We start from the raw sequence: 24,407 nt of genomic DNA on the forward strand, positions 1-24,407 counted from the left end.
ACTGCGGTAGTGTCTCGTCTATTTCAGCACAGATGCCAGGCAGGTGTGTCCCTGCCTGGCATCTGTGTCAGCCCGTTGCTCAGCTTTGGTTGAAGAAGCTGGCCGTAGTTTCACTGGCCTTTTTGTCGTCGCCGATGACCTCCACGTAGGACGGCGAGAGCAGGAAGACCTTATTGGTCACCCGCTCAATGCTTCCGCGGAGGCCAAAAACAAGGCCGGCAGAGAAGTCCACCAGGCGCTTGGCGTCAGCCTCACCCATGTCCGTAACGTTCATGATGACGGGGATGCCGTCACGGAAGCTTTCACCGATGAGTTTGGCATCGTTGTAGGAACGCGGGTGGATAGTGGTGATCTGGCGGAGACCGGTGGCCTCCTCGCGGCTCGAGGCCGCGCGCTTGATGGGGGTCACTGGGGCGCGGTATTCCTCTTCGGGGGTGTAGGACGATTCGCGGCTGACCTCGCGGACGGGTGCAGGGGCACGGCGCTCCTCACGGTCAACTTCCATCGTTTCGTCCTCATCCTTACGTGTGGTCTGTTGCTCGGACTCGTAGTGTTCATCGCCGTCGGCGAGCCCAAGATAGATCATTGTCTTGCGCAGAGCGCCGGCCATGGTCGACTCCTAATCGTGTCCGTAAGCGGGCCGCCCAATGGCTTGACAGCACTGGAGTCCCCCGCCCATCACTTCCAATAGCACCGACGCTACCCCACAGCGGGACGCGATCCGAGAATATCGGAGCCGATTCTCAGGTGTGTCGCTCCGAACGCGACGGCCGCTTCCAGGTCCTGGCTCATGCCGGCGGATATGGCTGTGGCGGCGGGATGCTCCGTGACCAGCCGGGCCGAGACCCGGGCGAGTTTTTCGAAGGCGGCTTCCGGCGGGGCACCCAGCGGGGCCACGGCCATGACCCCGGCCAATTCGAGGCCCGCGGAGATTGCTATCCGTTCAGCCAGCGGCAGCACTTCCTCGGGAGCGGCGCCGCCGCGGTGCGCTCCGGCGTCGTCCTCGAGGCTGACCTGGATAAAACAGTCCAGCGGCGCCCGCCCCGTGGCGTCCCGCTCGGCCTGCGCCGCCCTGGCGAGCGCGTCCACGAGCTGGGGCCGGTCCACAGAGTGTACGGCGGCGGCGTACCGAAGCACGGATTTGGCCTTCTTGCTTTGCAGCTGGCCAACGAAGTGCCAGGTAAGGCCACAGTCCGCCAGCTCAAGCGCCTTCGCCGACGCCTCCTGGTCGCGGTTCTCGCCGACGTCGGTCACACCCAGCGCCGCGAGCCGCCTGATGTCCCCGGCAGGGTGGAACTTCGTCACCACAATCAGGGTGGGAAGAATTCCTTCCCGGCCTGCGGCGGCCGCCGCCGTCCCGATGCGCTGCCGTACCGCGGCCAGCCGCGTTCCGAGTTCGCGGGAGCGCGCGTCACCGCCTGCCAAGGCCTCAGTCATGGCACCAGATCAGGCCCGCGAAGCGGCCCGTGTTGCTGTTCCGGCGGTAGGAGAACAGGGAGGGCGTCTCCAGGGTGCAGGGGCCGCTGTATTCAACACTGACGCCTGCCTGTTCCAGCTGGCTGCGGGCACCCGCCGGCAGGTCCAGGCCGGGGGTGCCCCAGGACGTGGTGGTACGTGCAGCGGGGACAACGGTGGAAACCTCGTCCTGCAGCCCGGCGGGCACCTCATAGCAGTTGCCGCAGATCGAAGGTCCCAGCCATGCGCGGATACCGCCGGCACCAAGGGACTTCATCCTGTCCAGGGCGGCCGGAATCACCCCGTTGGCGATGCCGGGACGGCCTGCATGGACCGCGGCGAGGACTGGTCCGTCCGGCGACTCCCCGGTGAGCAGGACAGGGATGCAGTCCGCAACCATCACCGCCAGCGGGACGCCGCGCGAAACCATGGCGTCAGCTTCCGGCGCAGGCGAATCCCCGCCCATAACCGCCACCGTATTGCCGTGCACCTGGTTCATGAACCGCAGCCCCTGGGGCGCTGCGCCGATAGCCCGTTCCAGGTCCCCGCGCCGCCGGCTTACCGCACCGGGATCGTCACCCACGTGCAGCGCCAGGTTTCCGGCTTCAGCATTGGTAAAGGCGATGGAGACACCGGGCCGGACTTGGGCACGCCACTGGAACAAGCCGGCCCCTACTTCAGGAAGTCGGGGACATCCAGGTCATCCGAGTGGCTGCCGGTGAGGTCCGGCTCCACTACGGAAGGGAGGTCGACGTCGAAGCCTGAGTCAGCCGGGACCGCTGACGGGCGCTGCTGGCCCCAGTTGCTGAGCCCAGCTGCACCCACTCCAGCGTGGATGGGCTGGACGCTGGCCTGGTGGCTGCCTGCGGAAGGCGCCTGGGCAGGCGCCGGGGCAGTTGCAGGAACGGCCGGCCGCTGGGGAGCGGTCTGGGGCTGGGACTGGTCCATCGAGGGCGAGGTGGCCTTGACGTCGTCGAACCCGGCGGCGATGACCGTCACGCGGGCTTCGTCGCCCAGGGCGTCGTCGATGACGGCGCCGAAGATGATGTTGGCCTCCGGGTGTGCCACCTCCTGGACCAGGCGCGCAGCTTCGTTGATCTCGAAGAGGCCAAGGTCCGAACCACCCTGGATGGACAGCAGCACGCCGTGCGCGCCGTCGATGGAGGCTTCCAGCAGCGGCGAGGCGATGGCGAGCTCGGCTGCTTTGACGGCCCGGTCTTCGCCACGGGCGGAGCCGATGCCCATCAGCGCCGAACCGGCGCCCTGCATGACGGACTTGACGTCGGCAAAGTCAAGGTTGATCAGGCCGGGGGTGGTGATGAGGTCGGTGATGCCCTGGACGCCGGAGAGCAGCACCTGGTCAGCGGAACGGAAGGCATCCAGGACGGAGACATTGCGGTCGCTGATGGAGAGGAGGCGGTCGTTGGGGATCACGATCAGGGTGTCCACTTCGTCGCGCAGGGCGTCGATGCCGGCTTCGGCGGAACCGGCGCGGCGGCGGCCTTCGAAGGTGAACGGACGCGTCACCACACCGATAGTCAGGGCGCCCAGGGAACGGGCGATGCGGGCGACGACCGGAGCGCCGCCGGTGCCGGTTCCGCCACCTTCGCCTGCGGTGACGAACACCATGTCGGCGCCACGCAGGACTTCCTCGATCTCGTCGGCGTGGTCCTCTGCAGCCTGCTTGCCCACCTCGGGGTTGGCACCCGCTCCAAGGCCGCGGGTCAGCTCGCGCCCCACGTCAAGCTTGACGTCGGCATCGCTCATCAGCAGGGCCTGGGCGTCGGTGTTGATGGCGATGAATTCAACACCTCGGAGGCCGACCTCGATCATGCGGTTGACTGCGTTCACGCCACCGCCGCCGATGCCGACGACTTTGATGACGGCCAAGTAATTCTGCGGAGCTGCCACGTTACGTGTCCCTTGTTCGTGTCTTATTGCTAAATCTGATGAAGAGCTTAATGCCTGCAACCTTAACCTTCGAGTTGAAGGTTATAGTTATGTCAAGTAACTCATGTCTGTGACGGTATTTCCTCTGGTTCACACATTCAATAACCGGCTCCGCGTGTCGGATTAATACCGGAAAGAAAGCGTGTCAGCGGGTCACCGGGTGCCGGGGCACACTGACGTCGTACACCTTGACCGGGTTCTTTGGATCCACCGGAGCCTTGAGCAGGGCGGCCAGGACCTTGGCTTTGAGTTCCTTCTCGCCGGCGTTGCCCCAGACGATGGTCTGGCCGTCTACCAGCTTGAGTTCCACCGCGTCCACGGACTGGGCCGAGGCGTTGGAGAGCTTGGCCAGCACATCCGGCGGCAAGGCGGCCAGCACCTCGGCGGTAGCCCGGAAAAGGTCCTTCCCGATGGTACCCGCACCGCCGTCAATGACGGGCAGCGATACCGACGCCGGGTCGTCCGTTGATGCCAGCTGCACGCCTTCCACGTCAACCAGCTGGTACTGCTCCCCCTGCTTGACCAGCGCCACCGGCACGCGTTCGCGGACGGCTACGGCAAGGCCCGACGGCGGACGCGCCTCTGCGGAGACGGACTTCACCTGAACCAGCGGCGCCAGGAGGCGCCCTACTTCCTCGTCGGTGACCTGCGGCAGCGGCTTGCCGTGCAGTGGTTCCAGCGCGGCTTCCACCTGGGCAGGGGTTAACAGGTGCGTCCCGGAGACGGAGATGGTCCGCACAGCCAGGGCGGGGGTAAAGACTGCGGCGGCAATGAGCCCGGCCACCACGGCAACCAGGATGGCTGCCACCACCAGGATGTTCCTCTTCCGCCGCTTCCCCTTGGGCTCCGGAAAGGCCAGGACCTTCCCGGCCCGGTCGGAAGCCTGTACGTTCCCGCCCGCAGCGTCCCGGGCGGGCGCGCCCGTTGCCGGCCCGTCCTTTTTCAGTCGGTCCGCTACCCGTACGCCGAAGCCTGCTTTGCCGGCTTCCCCGGCTTTCCCGGCCTTTTGGGCAGGCTGCGGCGCGGGCTCGGGGACAGGCCGCGATGCCGAGATGACGTCCTGGCTGCCCTGCTCGTCAGGGACCGGCTGGCCGGGGCGTAGGTCGGCCTTCCCATGCCGTCGGACGGCGGACGTGTAGGTGGGACGGCGGGAACTAGGCACGCAGGGCCTCTACGATCTGGGGCCCGTATGCCGTCACGTCACCGGCACCTGCGGTGAGGATGATGTCGCCCTCAGCAGCGGCGCCGGTAAGGGCCGCCACGGCGTCGGAGGCCGGAACCAGCCGCCCGCCGTCGTCCAGGTAGTCCGCGATGAGCTGGCTGGTGACGCCGGGAATCGGATCCTCGCGCGCGGGGTAGATGTCCAGCACCCAGGCAGTATCGGCGAGGTTGAGGGCTTCGGCGAACTCCTTGGCGAATTCCCGGGTCCGTGAGAAAAGGTGGGGCTGGAAGAGCACATGCACCTTGTTGTCCCCCGCCACGGACCGGGCCGCGGCCAGGGCCGCACGGACTTCGGTGGGATGGTGGGCGTAGTCGTCGAAGACGCGGACGCCGCGCGCCTGGCCCTTCAGTTCAAAGCGGCGTGCAGCCCCGGAGAACTGCGCCAGGGCAGCGGCTGCCACAGCCGGCTCCACTCCCAGCTCCAGTGCAACGGCAAAAGCGGCGGCCGCGTTCAGGGCGTTGTGCCGGCCCGGCACCTGCAAATCAAGCTGGAAACGGCCGGACAGTGCGGACACGGCAACGTCGCCCGGGCCGCCGTCGTGCAGTTTCAGCTCCGCTTCCGCACCGGTGCCGTAAAGGAGCACTCGGGTGTTGCCGCGCTCCCGCGTCCGCTGCGCCAGGGCCAAGGCTCCGGGATCGTCCGCACAGGCCACCAGGACGCCGTCGGCCGGCAGCAGGGCGCTGAACCGGTCAAAGGACTCGTAGACAGCTTCGGCAGTGCCGTAGTAGTCCAGGTGGTCGGGTTCGACGTTGGTGACCACGGCGATTTTCGGCCGGTAGTTAAGGAATGAGCCGTCCGATTCGTCCGCCTCGGCCACAAAGATCCCGGACGTTCCGTGGGCGGCGTTGACGCCCAGCGCCGGGACGTTGGCGCCGATGGCAAAGGACGGATCGAGGCCGGCACCCTGCAGCAGGACGGCCACCATGGAGGTGGTGGTGGACTTGCCGTGGGTTCCGGCTACGGTCACCACAATGTCCTCCCCCATGGTGGCGGCGAGGGCCTGGGAACGGTGCAGCACCGGCAGGCCTGCTTCCCTTGCTGCAAGCAGCTCCGGATTGTCCGCGCGGATGGCGGAACCAGCCACCACGGTCTGGGCATCCGCAAGGTTGGCAGCGTCATAGCCAACGGCGATGCGCGCTCCGGCGGCCGCGAGGTCCGCCATCACGGGCAGGTCCTTGGCATCAGAACCGCTGACGGGAACGCCGCGGGCCACCATGATCCTGGCGACGGCGGACATGCCCACTCCGCCGATCCCAACGAAGTGGACCCTGCCCAGCGAGGCCAGGGTGGGGATGCCGTGACTCATGTCGATACCGCTTCCAGGACAAGACCAGCCATGCGCTGATCGGCGTTTCGAATACCAAGCCGGTAGGAGTTGGCTGCCATGGTGGCAAGCCGGGATTCATCGGTGACCAGCGGGATAAGTTCCCGGCCCACCCAACCGGGCGTGAAGTCCCGGTCCGCCACGAGCAAGGCGCCGCCGGCGGCCACCAGTCCGGCGGCATTCAGCGCCTGTTCGCCGTTGCCGATGGGCAGCGGCACCAGGACGGCCGGCACGCCGGCGGCGGCAACCTCGCAGACGGTGGCGGCACCGGAGCGGGCCAGCAGGACGTCTGCCGCTGCGTAGGCGAGCTCCATGCCATCGATGTATTCCACCTGCCGGTAGCCGTCGGCAGCCAGTGGCCTGCCGCCGTCGTCCTGGACCGACTTGCCGCGGCCGGTGACGTGCAGGGTCTGGACACCGGCCCCGGCCAACTGCCCGAGGGCGGCGGAGATGGTCCTGTTGATGCTTTGCGCTCCCGACGATCCGCCGGTGACGATCAGCGTGGGTTTGGCGGGGTCCAGTCCCAGTGTTTCCCGGGCTGAGGCGCGCGCCGCCGCCCGGTCCAGATGGGAGATTTCGGTACGCATGGGCATGCCGACGGGCACGGCGCCCCGCAGCGGGGTCGTGTCGAAGGCCACGGCAACGCGCTTGGTAAAGAGCGCCCCTACCCGGTTGGCCAGGCCGGGACGGATGTTGGCCTCGTGGATCACGATCGGAATGCCACGCTTCCGCGCAGCCAGGTACATGGGAGTGCAGACGTATCCCCCCACACCCACCAGCACGTCGGCGGCCGCGTTGTCCAGGATGGCGCCGGCCTGCCGGACGGCACCGGCAAGGCGCCCGGGCAGGCGAAGGAGGTCGGCGGAAGGTTTTCGGGGGAAGGGAACACGGTCGATCGTGGCCAGCTCAACCCCGGCGGCGGGAACCAGCCTGGTTTCCATTCCGGCGGGAGTGCCGACAGCGAGGATCGCGGCTCCGGGGGCGGCATCCCGGATGGCTGCCGCGATGGCCAGGAGCGGACTGATGTGGCCTGCGGTTCCGCCGCCCGCCAGGACGATGGATGGATTAGTAGAGGTCATCTGGTGTCAGGCACGCTTTCTTGCAGTCTTTTTGGTGGCGGCGGTGGCCCGCCCCGGTTTTGCCTTGAACTTCAGCATCCGTTTGGGCCGGATGGCGGGAGCCATCTGCTCCCGGGCCAGCGAGAGCACCACTCCGATGGCGCAGAGGGACATCAGCAGCGCGGAGCCGCCGTAGGAAATGAAGGGCAGCGGCACGCCGATGACGGGCATCAGGCCGGTCACCACCGACATGTTGACCGTGGCCTGGCCCAGCAGCCACACCATGATGGTGCCGGCCAGCACGCGGTGGAACATGTCCTCCTGTGCCACCACCACGCGGTAGATGGCGGCTCCCAGGATGGCGAAAAGGATCAGGACGACGACGGTGCCCACCAGGCCGAGTTCCTCGCCAATGATGGCGAAGATGAAGTCGTTGTGGGCTTCGGGGATCCAGCTGTACTTTTGCCGGCTTTGCCCCAGTCCCACTCCGAACCAGCCTCCCGACGCGAGTCCATACAGGCCGTTCGTTGCCTGGTAGTTGGCATCGATGCCGTCGGCGCAGGACTGTCCGGTCCACCAGGAGGTGATGCGGCACATGCGGTTTGAGCTGGTGACGGCCATAACGGCCGTACCGGCGGCGGCCACCAGGCCTGCGATGCCGAAGAGATACAGGGGTGCCCCGGCAAAGAACAGGGCGGCGGCCGTGATCATCATGATGATCATGGCGGTTCCGAGGTCGTTGCCCACCAGGACCAGGCCAACGATGATGATCGCCATGGGGACGGCAGGAATCGCCACGTGCTGCCAGCGGCTGATCAGGCGGCCTTTCCTGGCCAGGACGGTGGCCATCCAAAGTGCGAGTGCCAGCTTGGACGCTTCGGACGGCTGGAACGTGATGCCGCCGAGGTCGATCCAGTTTTTGTTGCCGTTGACCTCCGCGCCCACAACCTGGACCAGCCCCAGCAGGACCACTGCGGCGATGATCGCCAGCCAGGCGAGCCGTTTGAGCCACACCACGTTGATGCGGGACAGCACAAACATGGTGAAGATGCCGATCGCGGCAAACACACCCTGCTTCAGCGCGTCACCGTAAGGCGACTTGCCGGCCGCAATGGACTCCACGCTGGAGGCGGAGAGCACCATCATGATCCCGATCGCCGTCAGCGCCAGGGTTGAGCCGAGGATGAGGTAGTAGGTGGAGCCGTTCTTGGAGGTTCCCGTTCCTTCCAGTGCCGACCAGAATTTCCGGTAGGCCGCCTTGATGCGGACAGGGACGGAGGCTGGGCGTTGCGCCGGTGCTGCCGAGGAGCCGGAGCCTGGCTTGCCGGCCTGCCGTTTGTCGGGCTGGGGCCGGGTGGGCGTGCTGACCATTGTTACTCCTCGCCGGTCTGGGCCTGCCCTTCCACCAGCTCGCGGACAGCTTCGATGAAAGTGTCACCACGGTGAGCATAGGAAGAGAACTGATCCATGGAAGCAGCTGCCGGAGCCATCAGCACAGTATCGCCGGATTCAGCGACCTGTGCTGCTGACGCAACGGCGTTGGCCATCACCGTTTCGCCGGAGGAACCGGCCTGGACGGGGCCGGCTGTTGCGGCAGTCTGCACCTCTTCAGTTTCACCCGTGCCCGGGATGATCACCGGGACATCCGGCGCGTGTCGCTGGAGGGCATCGCGGAGGTCAGCTGTATCGCTTCCGATGAGCACCACGGCTTTGAGCCGTTGGACGTGCTCGCGGATCAGGTCGTCGTAAGTGACCCCCTTGGACAGGCCGCCGGCAATCCAGATGACATTGCTGAAGGTGGCCAGCGACGCGGATGCCGCATGCGGGTTGGTGGCTTTGGAGTCGTTGACCCACAGCACCCCGTTGTGGCGGGCCACTGGCTGGATGCGGTGGTCACCCGGGATGTAGTCCTGGATTCCCTTGCGCACCGCCTGGGCGTCAACGCCATAGGCGCGTACCAGTCCTGCCGCAGCCAGCGCATTGGCCACCATGTGCCGGGGTGCGAAGGCACCGAGGTCCCCCATGGATGCAAGTTCTGCGGCGCTGTCCTTGCGCTCGGCGATGAACGCCCGGTCCACCAGGAGGCCTTCCACCACGCCGAGCATGCTGATGGCGGGAGTGACGGTGGTGAAACCGACGGCACGGCAGCCTTCCACGACGTCGGCGTTTTCCACCATGCGCTCGGTTTCGATCTGCTCGGCGTTGTAGATGCAGGCCTTCTGGGTCTGCTCGTAGACCTTGGCCTTGTCCGCCAGGTAGGAATCGTAGGAGCCGTGCCAGTCCACGTGGTCTTCGGCGACATTCAGGCACACGCTGGCCACCGGGGACAGTGAGTGCGCCCAGTGCAGCTGGAAGCTGGAGAGTTCGACGGCGAAGACGTCGTAATCCACAGGGTCGCGGAGGGCGTCGAGGATGGGTGTGCCCACATTGCCCACGGCGATGGCTTTCAGTCCGGCCGCCCTGAGCATGGATTCGGTGAGCCCCACCGTGGTGGTCTTGCCGTTCGTTCCGGTAATCGCGAGCCAGTCGGCCGTCTTGCGGCCCTCCCGGACGCGTACCCGCCAGGCGAGTTCCACATCGCCCCATACGGGAATGTGCGCCCGCGCGGCGGCAGCAAGGAGCGCCTGGTCAGGGCGCCAGCCTGGTGAGGTGACAATCAGTTCCGGCAGTTCGCCGTCGATCTTCGGGATGCGGCTCACCGTATCCTCGCCCAGCAGGACATCGGCCGCGCCAACGATCTTCAGGGTTTCAGCGTGGGCCTTGGCGGTGTCGGATGTCGCAGCGTCGACCACCACCACCCGGGCGCCCAGTTCGATGAGGGTATCGGCGGCGGCAAAACCGGATACGCCGATGCCGGTCACTACAACGCGGAGGCCGGACCAGTCCGAGTCCCAGCTGGTGAGGTCCTTGAGGCGCGGGGAAACGGTCACAGCAGCACAACCCATTCTGCGTAGAAGATGCCCAGGCCCACGGCCACGAAAAGCCCGCCGAGGATCCAGAACCGGACCACCACCGTGACTTCCGCCCACCCCTTCAGTTCGAAGTGGTGCTGCAGCGGCGCCATCTTGAAGACGCGTTTGCCGCCGGTGGCCTTGAAGTAACCCACCTGGATGATGACGGACAGGGTGATCAGGACAAACAGGCCGCCGATGATGCCCAGCAGCAGCTCGGTCCGGGACAGGATGGCGAAGCCGGCGATGGCCCCGCCGATGGCCAGCGAGCCGGTGTCGCCCATAAAGATCTTTGCCGGTGAAGTGTTCCACCACAGGAAGCCCACCAGGGCCGCGCTCATGATGGCTGCCAGCAGGGCAAGGTCCAGCGGGTCCCGGACCGAGTAGCAGCCGCTGCCGGCCTGCCGCGGCGATCCGCAGGCCTGGTTGCTTTGCCAGATTCCCATCAGCGTATATGCGCCAAAGACCATGACTGATGCACCCGCGGCGAGCCCGTCGAGGCCGTCGGTGAGGTTGACGCCGTTGGTTGCGGCGGTGACGATCAGGTTGGACCACACCACAAAGAGGATGGCCCCGAGGACGGTCCCACCGAAAGCAAGGTCCAGCCACGGCAGGTCACGGACCAGGGAAATCTTGGTGGAGGCCGGGGTGGCACCGGCGCCATTGGGAAAGTTCAGCGCGAGCACTGCGAAGATAATTCCGACCGCACCCTGCAGGATCAGCTTTGCCTTGGCATTGAGGCCGAGGCTGCGCTGGCGGGAGATCTTGATGAAGTCATCCAGGAAGCCCACCAGCCCCATACCCACCATCAGGAACAGCAGGATAAGGGCCGATGCGGAAGGGCCGGAGGAGTCCGGGTTCACCATCATCATGATGAGGTGGGTGAGTCCGTAGCTCAGCAGTACGGCTGCCACCACCACGGTTCCGCCCATGGTGGGCGTGCCGCGCTTGGTGTGGTGTGAGGTGGGACCGTCATCCCGGATGAACTGGCCGTAGCCACGGCGCACCAGCAGGCGGATAAAGAGCGGCGTCCCCACCAGGGCGAACAGGAGGGCCAGGCCGGCGCCGATCAAAAGTGCAATCACAGCGGAGTGCTCCTTTCATCGGCGGATTGGGGGGTCAGTGGGGGTAATGCTATCCGATCGCCCAAATGGCGAAGTCCCACGCTGTTCGAGGATTTGAACAGCACCAGGTCGCCAGGTTCGAGCTCTGCGTTCAGCACGTCGTAGGCTTCATCAACGGTTTCCGCGAAGAGGCATTCATCGCCCCAGGAGCCCTCCTGGACGGCGGAGACATAGAGGGCCCGGGCTTCCCGGCCCACCACCAGCAGGCGGGAGATGTTCAGCCGCACCACCTGCGTACCCACGGCGGTGTGTTCCCTGATGGAGTCCTCGCCGAGTTCGAGCATGGCGCCCAGCACGGCCCAGGTGCGGCGGCCGCGGCCGAGATCTGCCAGGGTACGCAGCGCGGCGCGCATGGATTCGGGATTGGCGTTGTAGGCGTCATTGATAATGGTGACGCCGTCTTCCCGCTCAGTGCGTTCCATCCGCCAGCGGCTCGCTGCGGTCTGGCTGCTGAGGGAGGACGCGATGTCCTGCCCCGAAACCCCGGCGGCCCAGGCTGCTCCGGCGGCGGCCAGGAGGTTGCCCATATGGTGCGCGCCGATGAGGCGGCTGCTGACGTGCAGGCCGTTTTCGCCGTCGGGCAGCTGGAGATCGAATTCGGGGTTGCCGTCCGCGTTGGTGTCGGGGTTCAGTGCCAGCACGGCTGCGCCAGCGCGGCCTTCCGCGGAGAACCCGAGCACCTTTGCCGCGGTGCGTGAGCGCATCGCGGCCACGCGGTCGTCGTCGAGATTGATAATGGCGGTGCCATCAGCAGCAAGCGCCTCCACCAGCTCACCCTTGGCCAGGGCGATGTTTGCCACTCCCCCGAACTCGCCGGCATGGGCGGTTCCAACGGCCAGTACGACGCCGATATCGGGCCTGACCATGTCCGCGAGGTAGCGGATGTGCCCGATCCCGGTGGCGCCCATCTCAATGACGAGGTACCGGGTATCGGTTCCGGCACGAAAGACAGTGAGCGGCACGCCCACCTCACCGTTATAGGAGCCCTGCGGCGCGACAGTCTGTCCCTGCGTCGACAGGATGCCGGCGAGGAGGTCCTTGGTGGTGGTTTTCCCGGCCGAACCGGTGATTCCCACAACTGTCAGTTCGCTGCCCTGTTCGGCGCGGGCGGCGCGGATCCTGCGCACGGCTTCAGCAGCCAGGGCGCCCATGGCCAGCACGGCATCCGGAACGAGCACCGAGGGGTAAGCCGTCCCATCTGCATCGGCGACAGGACGCTCCAGCAAAGCCAGACTGGCACCGGCGGAAAATGCGGCGGCAACAAAGTCATGGCCGTCAGCATGCTCGCCGGGCTTTGCGACGTAGAGCGAACCGGGCGTGGCATCGCGTGAGTCCGTCACCACCGAAAGGGGCGTGATTCCGGGATCGGCGTCCAGGCGCCCGTTAGTGATTTCGGCGATCTCCGCCGCAGTAAAAGCAATCATCTCGGTCTAGGACTCTATCCGGTCGGCTTGGAGAACGTTGAATCCCCTGGCTGTCAAGGCGCTGCGCAGCTCTACCCTGTCGTCCAGGGCATGGTTGACGCCTTTGACTTCCTGCCACACCTCGTGGCCGCGGCCGGCCACCAGGATGGTGTCCTGCGGGCGGGCCAGATCAACGGCACGGCGGATGGCGTCGGCACGCGGGAAAACTTCCAGGATGTCGCAGGGCAGGGAGTCTTTTTCCTGGGATTCCCGGGCTCCGGCCAGGACATCGGCGCGGATGGCGGCCGGGTCTTCGTCGTGGGGATCGTCATCGGTGATGATGACGACGTCGGCAAGCCGGGCGGCGATGGCGCCCATGGCCGGGCGTTTACCCTGGTCACGCTGCCCGGTGGCGCCGAACACCACGATGAGGCGGGAGTCCGGCAATGGGGACCGTACCGCTTCCAGCGCCCTGGCGAGTGCATCGGTGTTGTGGGCAAAGTCAACAATCGCGGCGGGCTCCGTTGACACCAGCTGCATCCGTCCGGGCACCGCAACTGTGAACGGGTCGGACCCGTCCAGTGCCGCCTGCAAGGTTGCGGTGTCTACTCCTGCTGCCAGGACCATAACTGCCGCCAGCGCCGCGTTGGCCACGTTGAAGCTGCCGGGCAGGCCGGTATGGATGCGGAGCTCCGCGCCGTCGGGACCGCCCAGCGTGAAGTCCGTGCCGAGCCCGCGCGCGGCGGTTCCCGTGACGGTCCAGTCCGCTGGCGCCCCGGTGGTGCTGAGGGTGGTGACCGGCACCCTGGTGCTGCCGGCAAGCTGCCGGCCCCATTCGTCGTCGACCGTTACTACCGCCGCGCGGGCGCGCCCCGGGGTAAACAGCTCCGCCTTGGTGGCGAAGTAGTCCTCCATGGTCAGGTGCAGGTCCAGGTGGTCCTGGGTGAGGTTGGTGAAGCCGGCAACATCGAACAGCACCCCGTCCACCCGCTGGAAGGAGATGGCATGGGAGGAGACCTCCATCGCAGCGGCTGCAAGCCCCCGTTCGCGCATCAGGGCGAGCAGTGCATGGACGTCGGTGGATTCCGGCGTGGTGAGGAGGCTGGGAATTGGATCCCCGCCGGCGTGGATCTCGATGGTGCCGATCAGCCCGGTGCTGCGGCCGAGGGCGCGAAGCAACGAGTTGATGAAGTAGGTGGTGGTGGTCTTCCCGTTGGTGCCCGTGACGCCAAACAATTGTGGCTGGCCGGCAGCTGACTGGCTGCGGTAGATCAGGGCGGACAGCGGGCCCACCACGTTCCGTGGCGACTCCACGATCATCACGGGTACCGGTGTCTCGGCGGGCGCCAGCAGCCTGGCGCCTGCCTCGTCAGTCAGCACGGCAGCAGCTCCTGCTTCAACAGCCTGCGGCACGAAGTCTGCGCCGTGGCGCGTGGCGCCCGGCAGGGCGACATAAAGGTCCCCCGGCTCCACAGTCCGTGAGTTCAAGGAAATTCCGGTGACTTCCACCTCAGCTGCCGGGCCAGGAACTGCAACATCGATGGCTTCGCCAATGCTTGCCAGCCGTACCGGCTCCACCCGTGAGGGGCGGAAGCGGCCTTGGCCGGCCGGTCCCTCCGGGACGGCGCGGTTGTCGGGCGGGTTGATCTCTGACAAGGAATCTCCGATGGTGCTAGTCGTGCCCGGCATGGGTGGGCCGGTAGTGGTGCTCTAAGCGGGGCTGCTACTTGGCAAACTGGGGCAGCCTGGCCGGTTCACCCGTGGACGGCTGGACGTTGTAGGTCCGCAGTGCCTGGCTCATGACCGACCGGAAGACCGGCCCGTTGGTAATCCCGTAGATGCTGCCCTTGGGCCGCTGGAGTACCACCTCCACAATAAACCGCGGATCATCCATCGGTGCCATCCCCACCATGGAGGCGGTGTAGCCGCAGAAGCCCGACTTGCCGTCGTCGCACGGTGATTCCGAGGTGCCCGTCTTTGCACCCACCCGGTAGCCGTCGATCCCTGCGTCCTTGATCTGGCCTTCGGTGACGGCACTTTCCAGGATGTCCTGGACCTGCTGGGCCGTGTGCTCCGAGACCACCTGCGTGGATGGTGCGGCCGGGACCTTTTCCTCGGTACCGTCCGGGGAGACATAGGAATCGATCAGGCGGGGCTGGAGCATCACGCCGTTGTTGGCCACGGACTGGAACGCCCTCACAGTCTGCAGGGTGGACTGCGAAACGCCCTGCCCGAACAATACGGTGTACTCTTGGCGCCCGTCCCACTGCTCCCAGGGTGTGAGGATGCCGGAAGCAGTTGCGGGCAGCCCAATGTCCGGGGCCTCGCCGATGCCGAACTTCTTTAGCCAGTTATAGCGCTGTTCCTTGCTCAGCTCCTGGCCGGCCATGACGGTGCCGGTGTTCATGGAGTAGCCCAGGATGCCGGCGAGGGTGCGCTTTTCAGTGCCGTGGGAAAAGGAGTCGCTGAAGGTCTGGCCGTTGACCGTATAAGACGGCGGCAGAGTGTACTCGCTGAGGGGGTTGGCTTTGCCTTCCTCGATCAGCGCCGCTGCCGTAAGCATTTTTTCGACGGACCCTGGCTCATAGGCGGCGGTGACCGCACGGACGCCGCGGTCCTTGGCAGCCACCCGGCCCGGATCGTTGGGATCCGGGGCGTTGGTATCGGCCATAGCCACCAGGTTTCCGGTTTTGACGTCCATCACGATGATGACGCCCCACTCGGCACTGAGCTTGTCAGTCTGGCTTTGGATGGCCTGCTGGGCGAAATACTGCAGGTCCGAGTTGATGGTGAGTTTGACGTCCTTGCCGTCCTGCGGCGGTGTCAGCTCGTCCATGCCCACCGGGATGCGCAGGCCATCGGCGCCGATCTCGAAGAGGCGTTTGCCGTCCGTGCCCTTGAGCAGCCCGTCCTGGGTCTGTTCAATGCCGGCCAGGCCGGTGGTGCCGTCCTGCAGGAAGCCGATGATGCCGCCGGCCACGGAGCCGTTGGGATAGACCCGTTTGCTGACGCCTTCCGTAACGATCCCAGGAATCTGGAGCCTGGAGATGCGGTCCTCGATGTCGGGCTTCACGTCCTTGGCCACGATGTAATAGGGCTGCTGCCCGGTAACGGCGTCGCGGATGTCGTCCTTCTCCATGCCCAGGGCCGCTGCAAGCTCGGTCAGGCCCTGGTCGCGGCTGACGTCCACCAGCTTTTCCTTGCCGTCCACGGTTTCCAGGCGCTTGAAGTTCTCCGTTTTGGTGTTGACCCGCTGGTCCACCACCACGTTGTAGCGGATCACGCTGTTGGCCAGCACTGTGCCATTGGAATCCAGGATGCTGCCCCGCTCCGCAGGCAGTACGGTCTGCTTCATCCTGCTGTTGAGCGCCGCTTCGGCCATTCCCCCCACGTCAAGCCCCTGGACGAGGAAGAGTTTTCCGCCCACCACCAGCAGGAGCGAGAGCATGATCCCCAGGCCAAGCCGGAGGCGTTTGGTGGCGTTGGGAACCTTGCTGCTTCTTGCCTTGCCGGTCCTCTGCGCCACCGTGATATTCCTTGCTGCTCGACCTTGTTGCCTGTCAGACCTGCCGTGTTACTGCCCGGGCACTTTCTGCTCGGGGGCGGGAACCGACCCACCATGAAGTTCCACAGGCGGCACTGCCGCGGCTGCCGGCACCTGGGCTGCTGCTTCCGGTGCAGCGCCGGCCGGGGTGCCTGACGTGGCACCCGTTGTGCCGGTTGTGCTGCCGGGGGAAGCAGCGGCCGGGGCCGCCGGGGTGTCTTCCACGGGCTTCCGGGCTTCGAGGGGCCCGCTCTTGCTTGCCGGGGGCACCACGGTGAGCTGGCCGGCGACTGCCGGCGCCGGGATCACTGCGCCGGCGGGGCCGTCCTTGACGGCCGGCGTTGCCTTGCCGGTCACCGACAGGGTGGACAGGTCGATCTGGCCCTTAACAGTGGATGGCACCATTCCGAGCTTTGTGGCCTGCGCTGCAAGGTTCTGCGGTGCTTCGAAGTTCTGCACCTGCTGGGTGAGGTCCTGGTTCTGTTTGGTCAGGGTGCTCTGCGTGGCGCGCAATTCCACCAGCTGGTACTGGGCCGTGGAAACCGAGATGTTCAGCACCAGCACGGCGATCAGGGCCAAGGCAAGCATGCCGAAGCACAGCACCACAAAAGGCGCACGGCGTTTGCGGGGAACGGTCCGGACCACGGAGAGTGGTGTCCGGCTCCTCCGGGGCGCTTCAGGCGATCCGGCAGGGAGGTGCTTGGCCGCCGTACCGGAGACGACGGGAAAGTTCTTCACGGCAGCGGTGCTCATTCAGCTCTCCTGGCTCGAATTCGTTCCACAGCGCGGAGCCTGGCTGAGGCAGCGCGGGGGTTTTCGGCGATTTCGACGGCGGTTGGCACCTCGGTGCCTTTGGTCAGGGTTTTCAGTTCGGGTTTGTGTTCCTCCAGCTCCACCGGGAAGCCAAGCGGAGCGGAGGACTTCGATCGGGCCTGGAAGACTCCCTTGACGATCTTGTCCTCCAGGGAGTGGTAGGACATCACAACGATGCGGCCCCCCAGTGCTGTGGCATCCACAGCGGCGGGCACCGCCCGTTCCAGCACTTCGAGTTCCTCGTTGACCTCTATCCGCAAAGCCTGGAACGTCCGCTTGGCCGGGTGTCCGCCGGACTTGGCAGCACCGGCCGGAACAACCGAGCGGATCTGCTCCACGAGCTCGCCGGTGGTGGTGAACGGTTTGGCGGCGCGGGCGGCAACGATTCTGTTGGCGATCCGGCCGGCGAACTTTTCCTCGCCCCACTTGCGGATAATCCGGACCAGTTCCTCTTCGCTGTAGGTATTCACCACGTCGGCTGCCGTCTGGCCGCGGCTGGTGTCCATCCGCATGTCCAGCGGGGCGTCGAAGGAGTAGGCGAAACCACGCTCACGCTCGTCGAGCTGGAGCGAGGAAACGCCGAGGTCCATCAGGATCCCATGCACTTCCGTGACGCCGAGGTCTGCCAGGACATCTTCGATCTCGTCATAGACGGCATGCACGAGATCGGTCCGGGCTGCAAAGGTCGTCAGCCGTTCACCGGCCAGGGCAAGGGCTTCTTCATCGCGGTCGATCCCGATCAGGTGCAGGTCGGGGAAGCGCTGCAGCATGGCCTCGGAGTGGCCTCCCATGCCCAGGGTGGCGTCAATGGCCACCGGAGTTTCACCACGGCTCCTGGCTGCCTCGAATCCGGGCGCCAACAAATTGATGCACCGGTCCCGAAGGACCGGTACATGGCGTTCGGACGTGGGCTTCGGTTGATCGTTCATGCCTCGTCCTTTCTCGCCGTCGCTGTCACCTGGATGTTTCTTGACCCGGATCCCCATCCGCGCCTACCGTCCTGCCCGCCTGGCTCCGGGGAAGTTGAGCCAGGTTGGCCGGCTGATGGGCCGGCTGGAGATCCCAACCAAGAAGCTGTCCGCTGTCCCTGCCCGGTCACAAAATGCCCGGGATGGGGTCATCGGTTTCAGAGAAGGCCGTTTCCTTCTCTGCGAGGTATTCGTTCCAAGCCTGGGCGTCCCAGATCTCGGCGCGGGTTCCGGCACCGATCACGGCCAGTTCCCTCCCGAGTCCTGCGTATTCCCGGAGCGCCGGTGGAATGGTCACGCGCCCCTGCTTGTCAGGTACCTCGTCCGAGGCTCCAGAGAGAAAGACGCGGATATAGTCCCGCGCCTGCTTTGAGGAGATTGGCGCCTCCCGCATTTGCTCGTGGACCCGGGCAAATTCCTTCTCGCTGAAGACGTAGATGCAACGTTCCTGGCCCCTGGTAAGGACCAGTCCGCTGGCAAGTTCCTCACGGAACTTCGCGGGGAGAATGATCCGGCCCTTTTCATCAAGACGCGGCGAATGTGTGCCCAGAAACACTGGCCCACCGCCTGTCCGATGTCAGGAACTGCACATCCCCTGTGTTGCAACCACCCTCTTATGTCCTCCACATTACTCCACTTTCCCCCACAGTCAACGCGAATGGGCGCTCCCGACATGCAATCTTTGGGACTGGCGCCCCGAAATGGCGCGGAATTCTGCCGGTGGTGGGAAGTGGAGGACTTTTCCTGCACTGGCGTTAAATTTCGTGCGCTGCCAGGCCGCCATTCGGGCCGCTTTTGCCGTGCGGCCGATATGGCGCTCAAAAGACCTGCCTTAAACGCAAAAGACCCGCCGGAGCGGGTCTATTTGCGGCTCTCCCCTATTTGGGGGGGAGCAAAGTGGGGCGGTGTGGGTCCTGCCCTGCCGGCTGGATGGATCAGGGCTCTCCCCTGCGCCTCTCGTCCCAACGTTCCTCGAGGCTGCTCATAAAGGAACTGCGCTGCTTGCCGGCTTTGCCGCTGCCGGACTTCGAGCCCTTGGTGCCCGACGAGCTGCTGCGCATTGTGGCGAAATACACGCCCCCGCCCATCACAATAAAGCCGAGGACACCAACGAGGATGTTCTGCAGGGTGACGCCGACGAGCAACAGGAAGACGCCGGCCAGCGCACAGAGGACGCCGATCACGACATGTCTTGTCGACCACGAACGTCCGGGGTCCGACCCCATGGAATTCGCGAATTTTGGATCATCCTCGTGAAGCTGCTTCTCCAGCTGCTCGAGCAGCTTCTGTTCGTGCTCCGACAGCGGCATCACGACCTCCTTTTGTAGGCCAACGTCCGGGCTGGTCCCAGCCACTACTTCTGATCCAATAACGTCTGGTATGCCTTGGTGGTTCCCGTACCCGCCGCCTGTGGCGGTAAACGAAAACCAGGCATGCAGACCGGGAGCGGAAGCATGTCCAAGAGAGTCCGGCAGTAAGTCCAGTCACTCAAAAACTTTGTATTTATAAGGATAGTTTGTTGAGGGCTGTTCTGAAAGACGGCAATGACTTTCGCCGACGCACCGGGCGGGCTGATTCGAGGCCTAAAACCAGACCATAAGCCGGCCCTTTTCCGGGCCTTTAGTCAGTACCGCTTCCGGGCTCGAGCAGCCGGGCGGGAAGAACGGATTTGCTGCCGAATTTGCGGGCTACCTGGTCAAGGGCGTGCTCGGCGGACCGCCAGTTGTCATCACGCCGGTCGATGCTGAGCTGGAGTGAGGTGGTGGCTGCATCTTCGAGTTGTTCGGCCCGCACACCCACCAGCCTCACGGTCATTGGCCGGTCCACGGATTCGAGGAGTTGCAGCGCAACTGCGTAGATGAGCTGGGCGCTGTCCACGGGTGTTTGGAGAGTCCTGCTGCGTGTGATGGTCGAGAAATCGGCGAAGCGCAGCTTCAGCGCGATGGTGCGGGCCACCATTCCCGAGCTCCGCAGGCGCCCTGCCGTACGATGGGCGAGGCGGAGCAGCTCCCGGTGGAGGAGGGCATCGTCAGCTGTGTCCACCGCAAAGGTCTCCTCGGCGCCTATGCTCTTTTCCAGCCGCACCGGAGTGACGGGACGCGGGTCCTGTCCCCAGGCCAGCCGGTACACATGTTCTCCCGTTGCACCCAGCATCTTCCGCAGCGAGGAGACGGGGGTGGCGGCCACGTCAGCCACGGTCCGGATGCCCATCCTGGAAAGGACCTCAGCCGTCTTGGCGCCGATGCCCCAGAGTGCGCCCACTGGCAGGCTATGGAGGTAGGGCACCGTCTGGTCCGGGCCGATGAGCAGCAGCCCGTCCGGCTTGCAGCGGGTGGACGCAATTTTGGCCACGAACTTTGTCTCCGCAATCCCCACCGAGGCGGTAATGCCCAGCTCCGCCGCCACGCGGCGGCGGATCAGTTCGCCAATGGCCCGTGGCGGACCCAGCCGGCGAATGGCGCCTGTTACATCAAGGAACGCCTCGTCCACGCTGAGCGGCTCAACGAGTTCGGTCACGGATTCGAAGATTGCCATCAGCTGCGCCGACACTTCGTAGTACACCTTATGACGTGGCTCGATGATCACCGCCTGCGGGCACATCCGCATTGCCACAGCCATGGGCATGGCTGACTTCACGCCAAAAGCCCTTGCTTCGTAGGAGGCCGACAGGACCACTGAGCGTTCCGCCGGGAAGCCGACTATGACGGGCTTCCCGCGCAGGTCCGGCCGCGTACGCAGTTCCACGGAGACGAAAAAGGCGTCCATATCCACATGCATGATGCACTTGGGCCTGCGGGCCCGGAGGCCTGCTGTGGCCGGCTCATTCGTCCCATCAGGTCCCACGGCTGTAATCCTATCGTTTTGTACTGACTAAACTGGAGGCTGAATCCGGCATCAACCCCAGGAGGAAAGTCCCTGTGACGGTCATTGGAAACCTGAAGCCAGCAGCCCTGGCCGCTTTCGCTGCCGCGGCAGTATTGGCCCTGGCTGCCTGCAGCCCAACACCGTCAGGAACTCCTGGTCCCACCGCCTCCGCGTCCTCGCCGGAAGCAGCCACGTCAACCGCCACGGCCTCTGCCAGCCCTTCCGCCTCACCCAACACCTCCGCCACTGTAGGAGCCGTCGTCGAGGGCTTCCCCCAGCAGCTCCTGCCCCTCATGCCCGGCGCCACCGTGGTGTCCAGCAGCTTCGACAGGGCGTCGGCGCCTGCCACCGCCGCGCTGGTTGCCACCATCAGCTCGCCCACTGCCTCCGTCCTGGATTTCTACACGAAGGAGCTTGAGGCGCGCGGCTTCAAAGCTGTTCCGGGTGAAGCAGTGGGGGCTGTTGCCTCGAAGGACTTTGTCCGGGGCGAGAACGAGACTGTTAACCTGTCCGCGGTCGAAGCGGCAGGCGTTGTGACCTTCACTATCGGCGCCAACGTGGCAGCTGAGTCAGCCAAGTGACGGCGGCGGAGCAGCTAAGGAACGAACAGGCCGCCTTTGTGGCGGCCGTAGCCGGCGAACTGACCGATTTCCTCACCTCCCGGCAGTCTGTTATGACAGCAATCTCCCCGGACATCGAGCCCATCATGGGCTCCATCTCCAATCTGGTCACTGGCGGCAAACGTCTCCGGGCGCTGATGTGCTACTGGGGCTGGCGGGGCGCGGGCGGCGAATCCAGCGCGCAGCAGGTTGTGACGGCGGGAGCGGCCCTGGAACTGTTCCAGGCGGCCGCACTGATCCACGACGACATCATTGACCGCTCCGATACCCGGCGGGGCGGCCCCAGCGTCCACCGCCGCTTCAGCCAGCTCCACGGCACCCATGGCTGGGCGCTGGACAGTGAACGTTTCGGGCAGGCGGCAGCAATCCTCACCGGCGACCTCTGCCTGTCTTTCAGCGAGGAAGCCTTCACGGACATTGGAGAACGTGCGGCGGCAGGCAGCCGGGCGCGGCTGATCTTCAACCTCATGCGCGCCGAGGTTATGGCCGGGCAATACCTGGACATCCTGGAAGAGGTTGCCGGACCCGTCCGCGACCGGGCCGGTGCCGTCAGCCGCGCCCAGTCCATCATCCGGTTCAAGTCGGCCAAATACTCCACGGAGCACCCCCTGGCGTTGGGTGGCGCCCTCGCGGGTGCCTCAAACGAACTTCTCCGCGGCTATTCGGCGTTTGCCCTGCCCCTGGGCGAGGCCTTCCAACTCCGAGACGACGTGCTGGGTGTTTTCGGCGATCCGCTCACCACCGGCAAGCCCGCCGGGGACGATCTGAGGGAGGGCAAGCGCACGGTACTGGTGGCGCTGGCCCTTGACCAGGCCTCGGCAGCCGAATCCGCCTTTATCGATGCCCGGCTGGGCAGCCCGGATCTCACGGACGAGGATATCCATGAGATCCGGCGGATTATCGAAGAGTCAGGTGCCTTGCAGGCCACCGAGGTCCTGATCAGTGAATTTGGCGAAGCGGCATTCGACGCCCTTGAGACGCTTCCCTTGGACGACCTGCCCAAAACCGCATTGCGGAGGCTCGCCGAAGCAACGGTCAGCCGGGCCTCCTGATTCCCGGTTTCAGGACGGGTAATTACCAGGCCAGGGTTTGCGCCCTGCGCCGGATTTCAGTTTTGCGGCCTTCCCGCAATGCGTCGATAGGCCGTCCCCGCAACGATTCATCAGGCGTAAAAAGCCAAATGATGAGGTCCTCGTCGGAGTAGCCCGCGTCTGCCAGTACAACAATGGTGCCTTTAAGGCTGTCCACCACTTGGCCGTCCTGAATGAATTCGGCCGGGACTGAACGGATTTTACGCTCGCCCACCCGCAAAGCGGCCAATGCCCGGTCTTCCAGCAGGCTATGGACTTTGGTGATGGAAACGTCCAACAAACGTGCGACGTCGGGCAGGGGCAACCATTCGCCCACAAGGTTTTCAACATTACTCACGGATCAAGGTTGCCACGATGCCGCCGTACCGCCTAGTCGGGACATAATGCAGGGCCCCCTGACCTGCGGACACTCCCGAAATTCCGCTATGCCGGGAATGCCGGAATTCTTGTGCTAATCGGGAATCCGTGAGAGATTCACATACATCACATTCGTAACAGTATTAACAGCAGTAACAGTAGTATCGGAATAACAGCGGCATCCCCGCCCGCGCCCGCAGTTGAGAAGAGGATTCCTTCCCATGACGATGTCCCGCTCGCCAAAGCAGCCCCCGAAGCCGAGCCTGCCCATGATTGCCGCCACAACAGCGGCGCTGCCAGCGGTCGTATTGTCGTCTCTAGCCCTCGCGCAGCCCGCCGCTGCCCAGCAGCCCGCACATCCCGTCCCGGCCACCCTCGCTGCGGCCATGAAGGCCCAGGCGGCCCAGGCAACGGCAGCCGTCATCCCGGCGTCGTCTGTTTCCACCAGCATCCCTGCCGCCTTCAAGCCGGCACAGCCGGCCCCGCCGGCCGAATACACCATTGCCCGGGGTGACACCATCAGTGCCATCGCGGGCAGGTTCGGGCTGAACACGGGCGAAATCCTGAAGCTGAACAACCTCCAGGCCAACACGATCATTTACCCGGGACAGAAGATCAAACTCACGGGCTCCGGTGATGCGCCCGCGGCCCCTGCTGCCGCACCGTCCCCCGCCGCTGCCACGAGTGCGGGGACGGGCGCCACCTACACGGTGAAGCCCGGCGACACGCTGGGGGCCATCGCCGCGAGGCACAACGTGAGCCTGGCAGACGTGTTCGCCTGGAACAACCTCAATATGCGGTCCATCATCCACCCCGGGCAGAAAGTGAAAGTCGGCGCAGGTGATGCTGCCACGGCTCCCGCACCGGCGGCACCGCCTGCGGCGCTGGCAAACGCCTCCGCCGCACCGGCCGCCCCCGCCCCGGCAACAGGTTCCTACACCGTCAAGGCCGGGGACACCTTGTGGGCCATCGCGTCCCGGCATGGCGTCAAGCTTTCGGAGCTCCTCTCCGCCAACCAGTTGGGAATGTCCTCAGTAATCCACCCGGGCAACAAACTGGTAATCCCGGGCGCTGGGGGCCAGCCGGCACCCCAGCCGGCGGCCTCCGTGACGCCGTTGGTGCCCAGTTCCTTCCTCGGGTTCAGCTACCCCGCGGCCGTGGTGAGCTCAGCCAACGAAAACAAGGCACTCCTGAACGCTTCCCCTGTCCCCACCCGGGAAGAGATGCGGGGCATTGTCGCGGACACTGCCCGGGCGATGGGCGTCGAGCCCTCGCTTGCGCTAGCCTTCGCCCACCAGGAATCAGGGTTCAACCAGCGCGCAGTCTCCCCCGCCAACGCGATCGGGACCATGCAGGTCATTCCCAGCTCGGGCCAATGGGCCTCGGACCTGGTGGGCCGCAAGCTGAACCTCCTGGATCCACATGACAACGCAACTGCCGGCGTGGCGATCATCCGCCAGCTCCTGGCCACCAGCAAGGACCAGGACACAGCCATCGCCGGCTATTACCAGGGCCAGTACTCGGTGAGCAAGTACGGCATGTACGACGACACCAAAACGTACGTCGAAGCCATCAAGGCACACCAAAAGAACTTCGGCTGACGCCGCTGCCCCGCGAACGGGGGGCGGCGAAGGGACATCGGCACGGGTCCGGACCAGTATC

At 65.4% G+C, this 24,407-nt stretch carries 22 protein-coding genes; 3 read left to right on the forward strand and 19 right to left on the reverse strand.

What is annotated here, in order from left to right; genetic code table 11:
- Positions 1–79 precede the first annotated feature (79 nt).
- The 18 genes from QF038_RS12575 to dinB all read right to left on the reverse strand — a co-directional run bounded on the left by QF038_RS12575 (position 80) and on the right by dinB (position 20,656).
- On the reverse strand, positions 80–610 hold the full coding sequence (locus QF038_RS12575) for a cell division protein SepF (RefSeq protein ID WP_091421951.1): 531 nt from the start codon (positions 608–610) through the stop codon (positions 80–82).
- Positions 611–699: 89 nt separating this feature from the next.
- Complete coding sequence (locus QF038_RS12580; RefSeq protein ID WP_307610448.1) at positions 700–1,437, reverse strand: YggS family pyridoxal phosphate-dependent enzyme; 738 nt, start codon at positions 1,435–1,437, stop codon at positions 700–702.
- The gene (locus tag QF038_RS12585) at positions 1,430–2,119 is read right to left on the reverse strand and encodes a polyphenol oxidase family protein (protein ID WP_307610449.1); all 690 of its coding nucleotides are present in this window, start codon (positions 2,117–2,119) and stop codon (positions 1,430–1,432) included. The genes QF038_RS12580 and QF038_RS12585 overlap by 8 nt, the downstream gene beginning before the upstream one ends.
- An 8-nt stretch (positions 2,120–2,127) precedes the next feature.
- The gene (ftsZ, locus tag QF038_RS12590) at positions 2,128–3,366 is read right to left on the reverse strand and encodes a cell division protein FtsZ (RefSeq protein WP_307610450.1); all 1,239 of its coding nucleotides are present in this window, start codon (positions 3,364–3,366) and stop codon (positions 2,128–2,130) included.
- A 184-nt stretch (positions 3,367–3,550) separates the two neighbouring features.
- Positions 3,551–4,567: a cell division protein FtsQ/DivIB gene (locus QF038_RS12595; protein WP_307610451.1), complete on the reverse strand. Its 1,017-nt coding sequence runs from the start codon at positions 4,565–4,567 to the stop codon at positions 3,551–3,553.
- Positions 4,560–5,933: a UDP-N-acetylmuramate--L-alanine ligase gene (gene murC / locus QF038_RS12600; RefSeq protein WP_307610452.1), complete on the reverse strand. Its 1,374-nt coding sequence runs from the start codon at positions 5,931–5,933 to the stop codon at positions 4,560–4,562. The genes QF038_RS12595 and murC overlap by 8 nt, the downstream gene beginning before the upstream one ends.
- On the reverse strand, positions 5,930–7,030 hold the full coding sequence (gene murG / locus QF038_RS12605; RefSeq protein WP_307610453.1) for an undecaprenyldiphospho-muramoylpentapeptide beta-N-acetylglucosaminyltransferase: 1,101 nt from the start codon (positions 7,028–7,030) through the stop codon (positions 5,930–5,932). Before murG ends, murC begins: the two co-directional genes overlap by 4 nt.
- Before the next feature lie 6 nt (positions 7,031–7,036).
- Entirely contained in the window at positions 7,037–8,380 is a 1,344-nt protein-coding gene (gene ftsW, locus QF038_RS12610; RefSeq protein ID WP_307610454.1) for a putative lipid II flippase FtsW, read from the reverse strand.
- A gap of 2 nt (positions 8,381–8,382) precedes the next feature.
- A complete protein-coding gene (gene murD, locus QF038_RS12615; protein ID WP_307610455.1) occupies positions 8,383–9,954 on the reverse strand; it encodes a UDP-N-acetylmuramoyl-L-alanine--D-glutamate ligase in 1,572 nt (523 codons plus the stop codon).
- Positions 9,936–11,045 (reverse strand): phospho-N-acetylmuramoyl-pentapeptide-transferase, encoded by a 1,110-nt coding sequence (mraY, locus tag QF038_RS12620; protein ID WP_091421972.1) that lies wholly within the window; start codon positions 11,043–11,045, stop codon positions 9,936–9,938. The genes murD and mraY overlap by 19 nt, the downstream gene beginning before the upstream one ends.
- Positions 11,042–12,508, reverse strand: a complete 1,467-nt coding sequence (gene murF, locus QF038_RS12625) for a UDP-N-acetylmuramoyl-tripeptide--D-alanyl-D-alanine ligase (protein WP_307610456.1) — start codon at positions 12,506–12,508, stop codon at positions 11,042–11,044. The genes mraY and murF overlap by 4 nt, the downstream gene beginning before the upstream one ends.
- A 6-nt stretch (positions 12,509–12,514) precedes the next feature.
- Entirely contained in the window at positions 12,515–14,143 is a 1,629-nt protein-coding gene (locus QF038_RS12630; RefSeq protein WP_307610457.1) for a UDP-N-acetylmuramoyl-L-alanyl-D-glutamate--2,6-diaminopimelate ligase, read from the reverse strand.
- A gap of 67 nt (positions 14,144–14,210) precedes the next feature.
- Positions 14,211–16,013 (reverse strand): penicillin-binding protein 2, encoded by a 1,803-nt coding sequence (locus QF038_RS12635; protein WP_307610458.1) that lies wholly within the window; start codon positions 16,011–16,013, stop codon positions 14,211–14,213.
- Positions 16,014–16,061: 48 nt separating this feature from the next.
- A complete protein-coding gene (locus tag QF038_RS12640) occupies positions 16,062–16,784 on the reverse strand; it encodes a hypothetical protein (RefSeq protein WP_307610459.1) in 723 nt (240 codons plus the stop codon).
- A complete protein-coding gene (gene rsmH / locus QF038_RS12645) occupies positions 16,781–17,773 on the reverse strand; it encodes a 16S rRNA (cytosine(1402)-N(4))-methyltransferase RsmH (protein ID WP_307610460.1) in 993 nt (330 codons plus the stop codon). Before rsmH ends, QF038_RS12640 begins: the two co-directional genes overlap by 4 nt.
- A gap of 166 nt (positions 17,774–17,939) precedes the next feature.
- The gene (gene mraZ / locus QF038_RS12650) at positions 17,940–18,368 is read right to left on the reverse strand and encodes a division/cell wall cluster transcriptional repressor MraZ (protein ID WP_018763545.1); all 429 of its coding nucleotides are present in this window, start codon (positions 18,366–18,368) and stop codon (positions 17,940–17,942) included.
- A gap of 379 nt (positions 18,369–18,747) precedes the next feature.
- Positions 18,748–19,122 (reverse strand): DUF3040 domain-containing protein, encoded by a 375-nt coding sequence (locus QF038_RS12655; protein WP_307610461.1) that lies wholly within the window; start codon positions 19,120–19,122, stop codon positions 18,748–18,750.
- Between the two features lie 310 nt (positions 19,123–19,432).
- The gene (dinB, locus tag QF038_RS12660) at positions 19,433–20,656 is read right to left on the reverse strand and encodes a DNA polymerase IV (RefSeq protein WP_307610462.1); all 1,224 of its coding nucleotides are present in this window, start codon (positions 20,654–20,656) and stop codon (positions 19,433–19,435) included.
- A 74-nt stretch (positions 20,657–20,730) separates the two neighbouring features.
- Between dinB and QF038_RS12665 the strand changes: the two genes are divergently transcribed.
- Together QF038_RS12665 and QF038_RS12670 are read left to right on the forward strand one after the other, a co-directional pair.
- Entirely contained in the window at positions 20,731–21,258 is a 528-nt protein-coding gene (locus tag QF038_RS12665) for a hypothetical protein (protein WP_307610463.1), read from the forward strand.
- Positions 21,255–22,349 carry a polyprenyl synthetase family protein gene (locus tag QF038_RS12670; RefSeq protein ID WP_307610464.1) on the forward strand — a complete coding sequence of 365 codons (1,095 nt, stop codon included), beginning with the start codon at positions 21,255–21,257 and terminating at the stop codon, positions 22,347–22,349. The genes QF038_RS12665 and QF038_RS12670 overlap by 4 nt, the downstream gene beginning before the upstream one ends.
- Positions 22,350–22,371: 22 nt before the next feature.
- On the opposite strand, the gene QF038_RS12675 is transcribed toward QF038_RS12670, so the two are convergent.
- Positions 22,372–22,725, reverse strand: coding sequence for an Rv2175c family DNA-binding protein (locus tag QF038_RS12675; RefSeq protein ID WP_170850858.1), 354 nt, complete (start codon positions 22,723–22,725; stop codon positions 22,372–22,374).
- A 241-nt stretch (positions 22,726–22,966) separates the two neighbouring features.
- Between QF038_RS12675 and QF038_RS12680 the strand changes: the two genes are divergently transcribed.
- On the forward strand, positions 22,967–24,346 hold the full coding sequence (locus QF038_RS12680) for a LysM peptidoglycan-binding domain-containing protein (RefSeq protein ID WP_307610465.1): 1,380 nt from the start codon (positions 22,967–22,969) through the stop codon (positions 24,344–24,346).
- Positions 24,347–24,407 lie beyond the last annotated feature (61 nt).

The sequence above is a fragment of the Pseudarthrobacter sp. W1I19 genome (assembly GCF_030817835.1).
Lineage (GTDB): Bacteria > Actinomycetota > Actinomycetes > Actinomycetales > Micrococcaceae > Arthrobacter.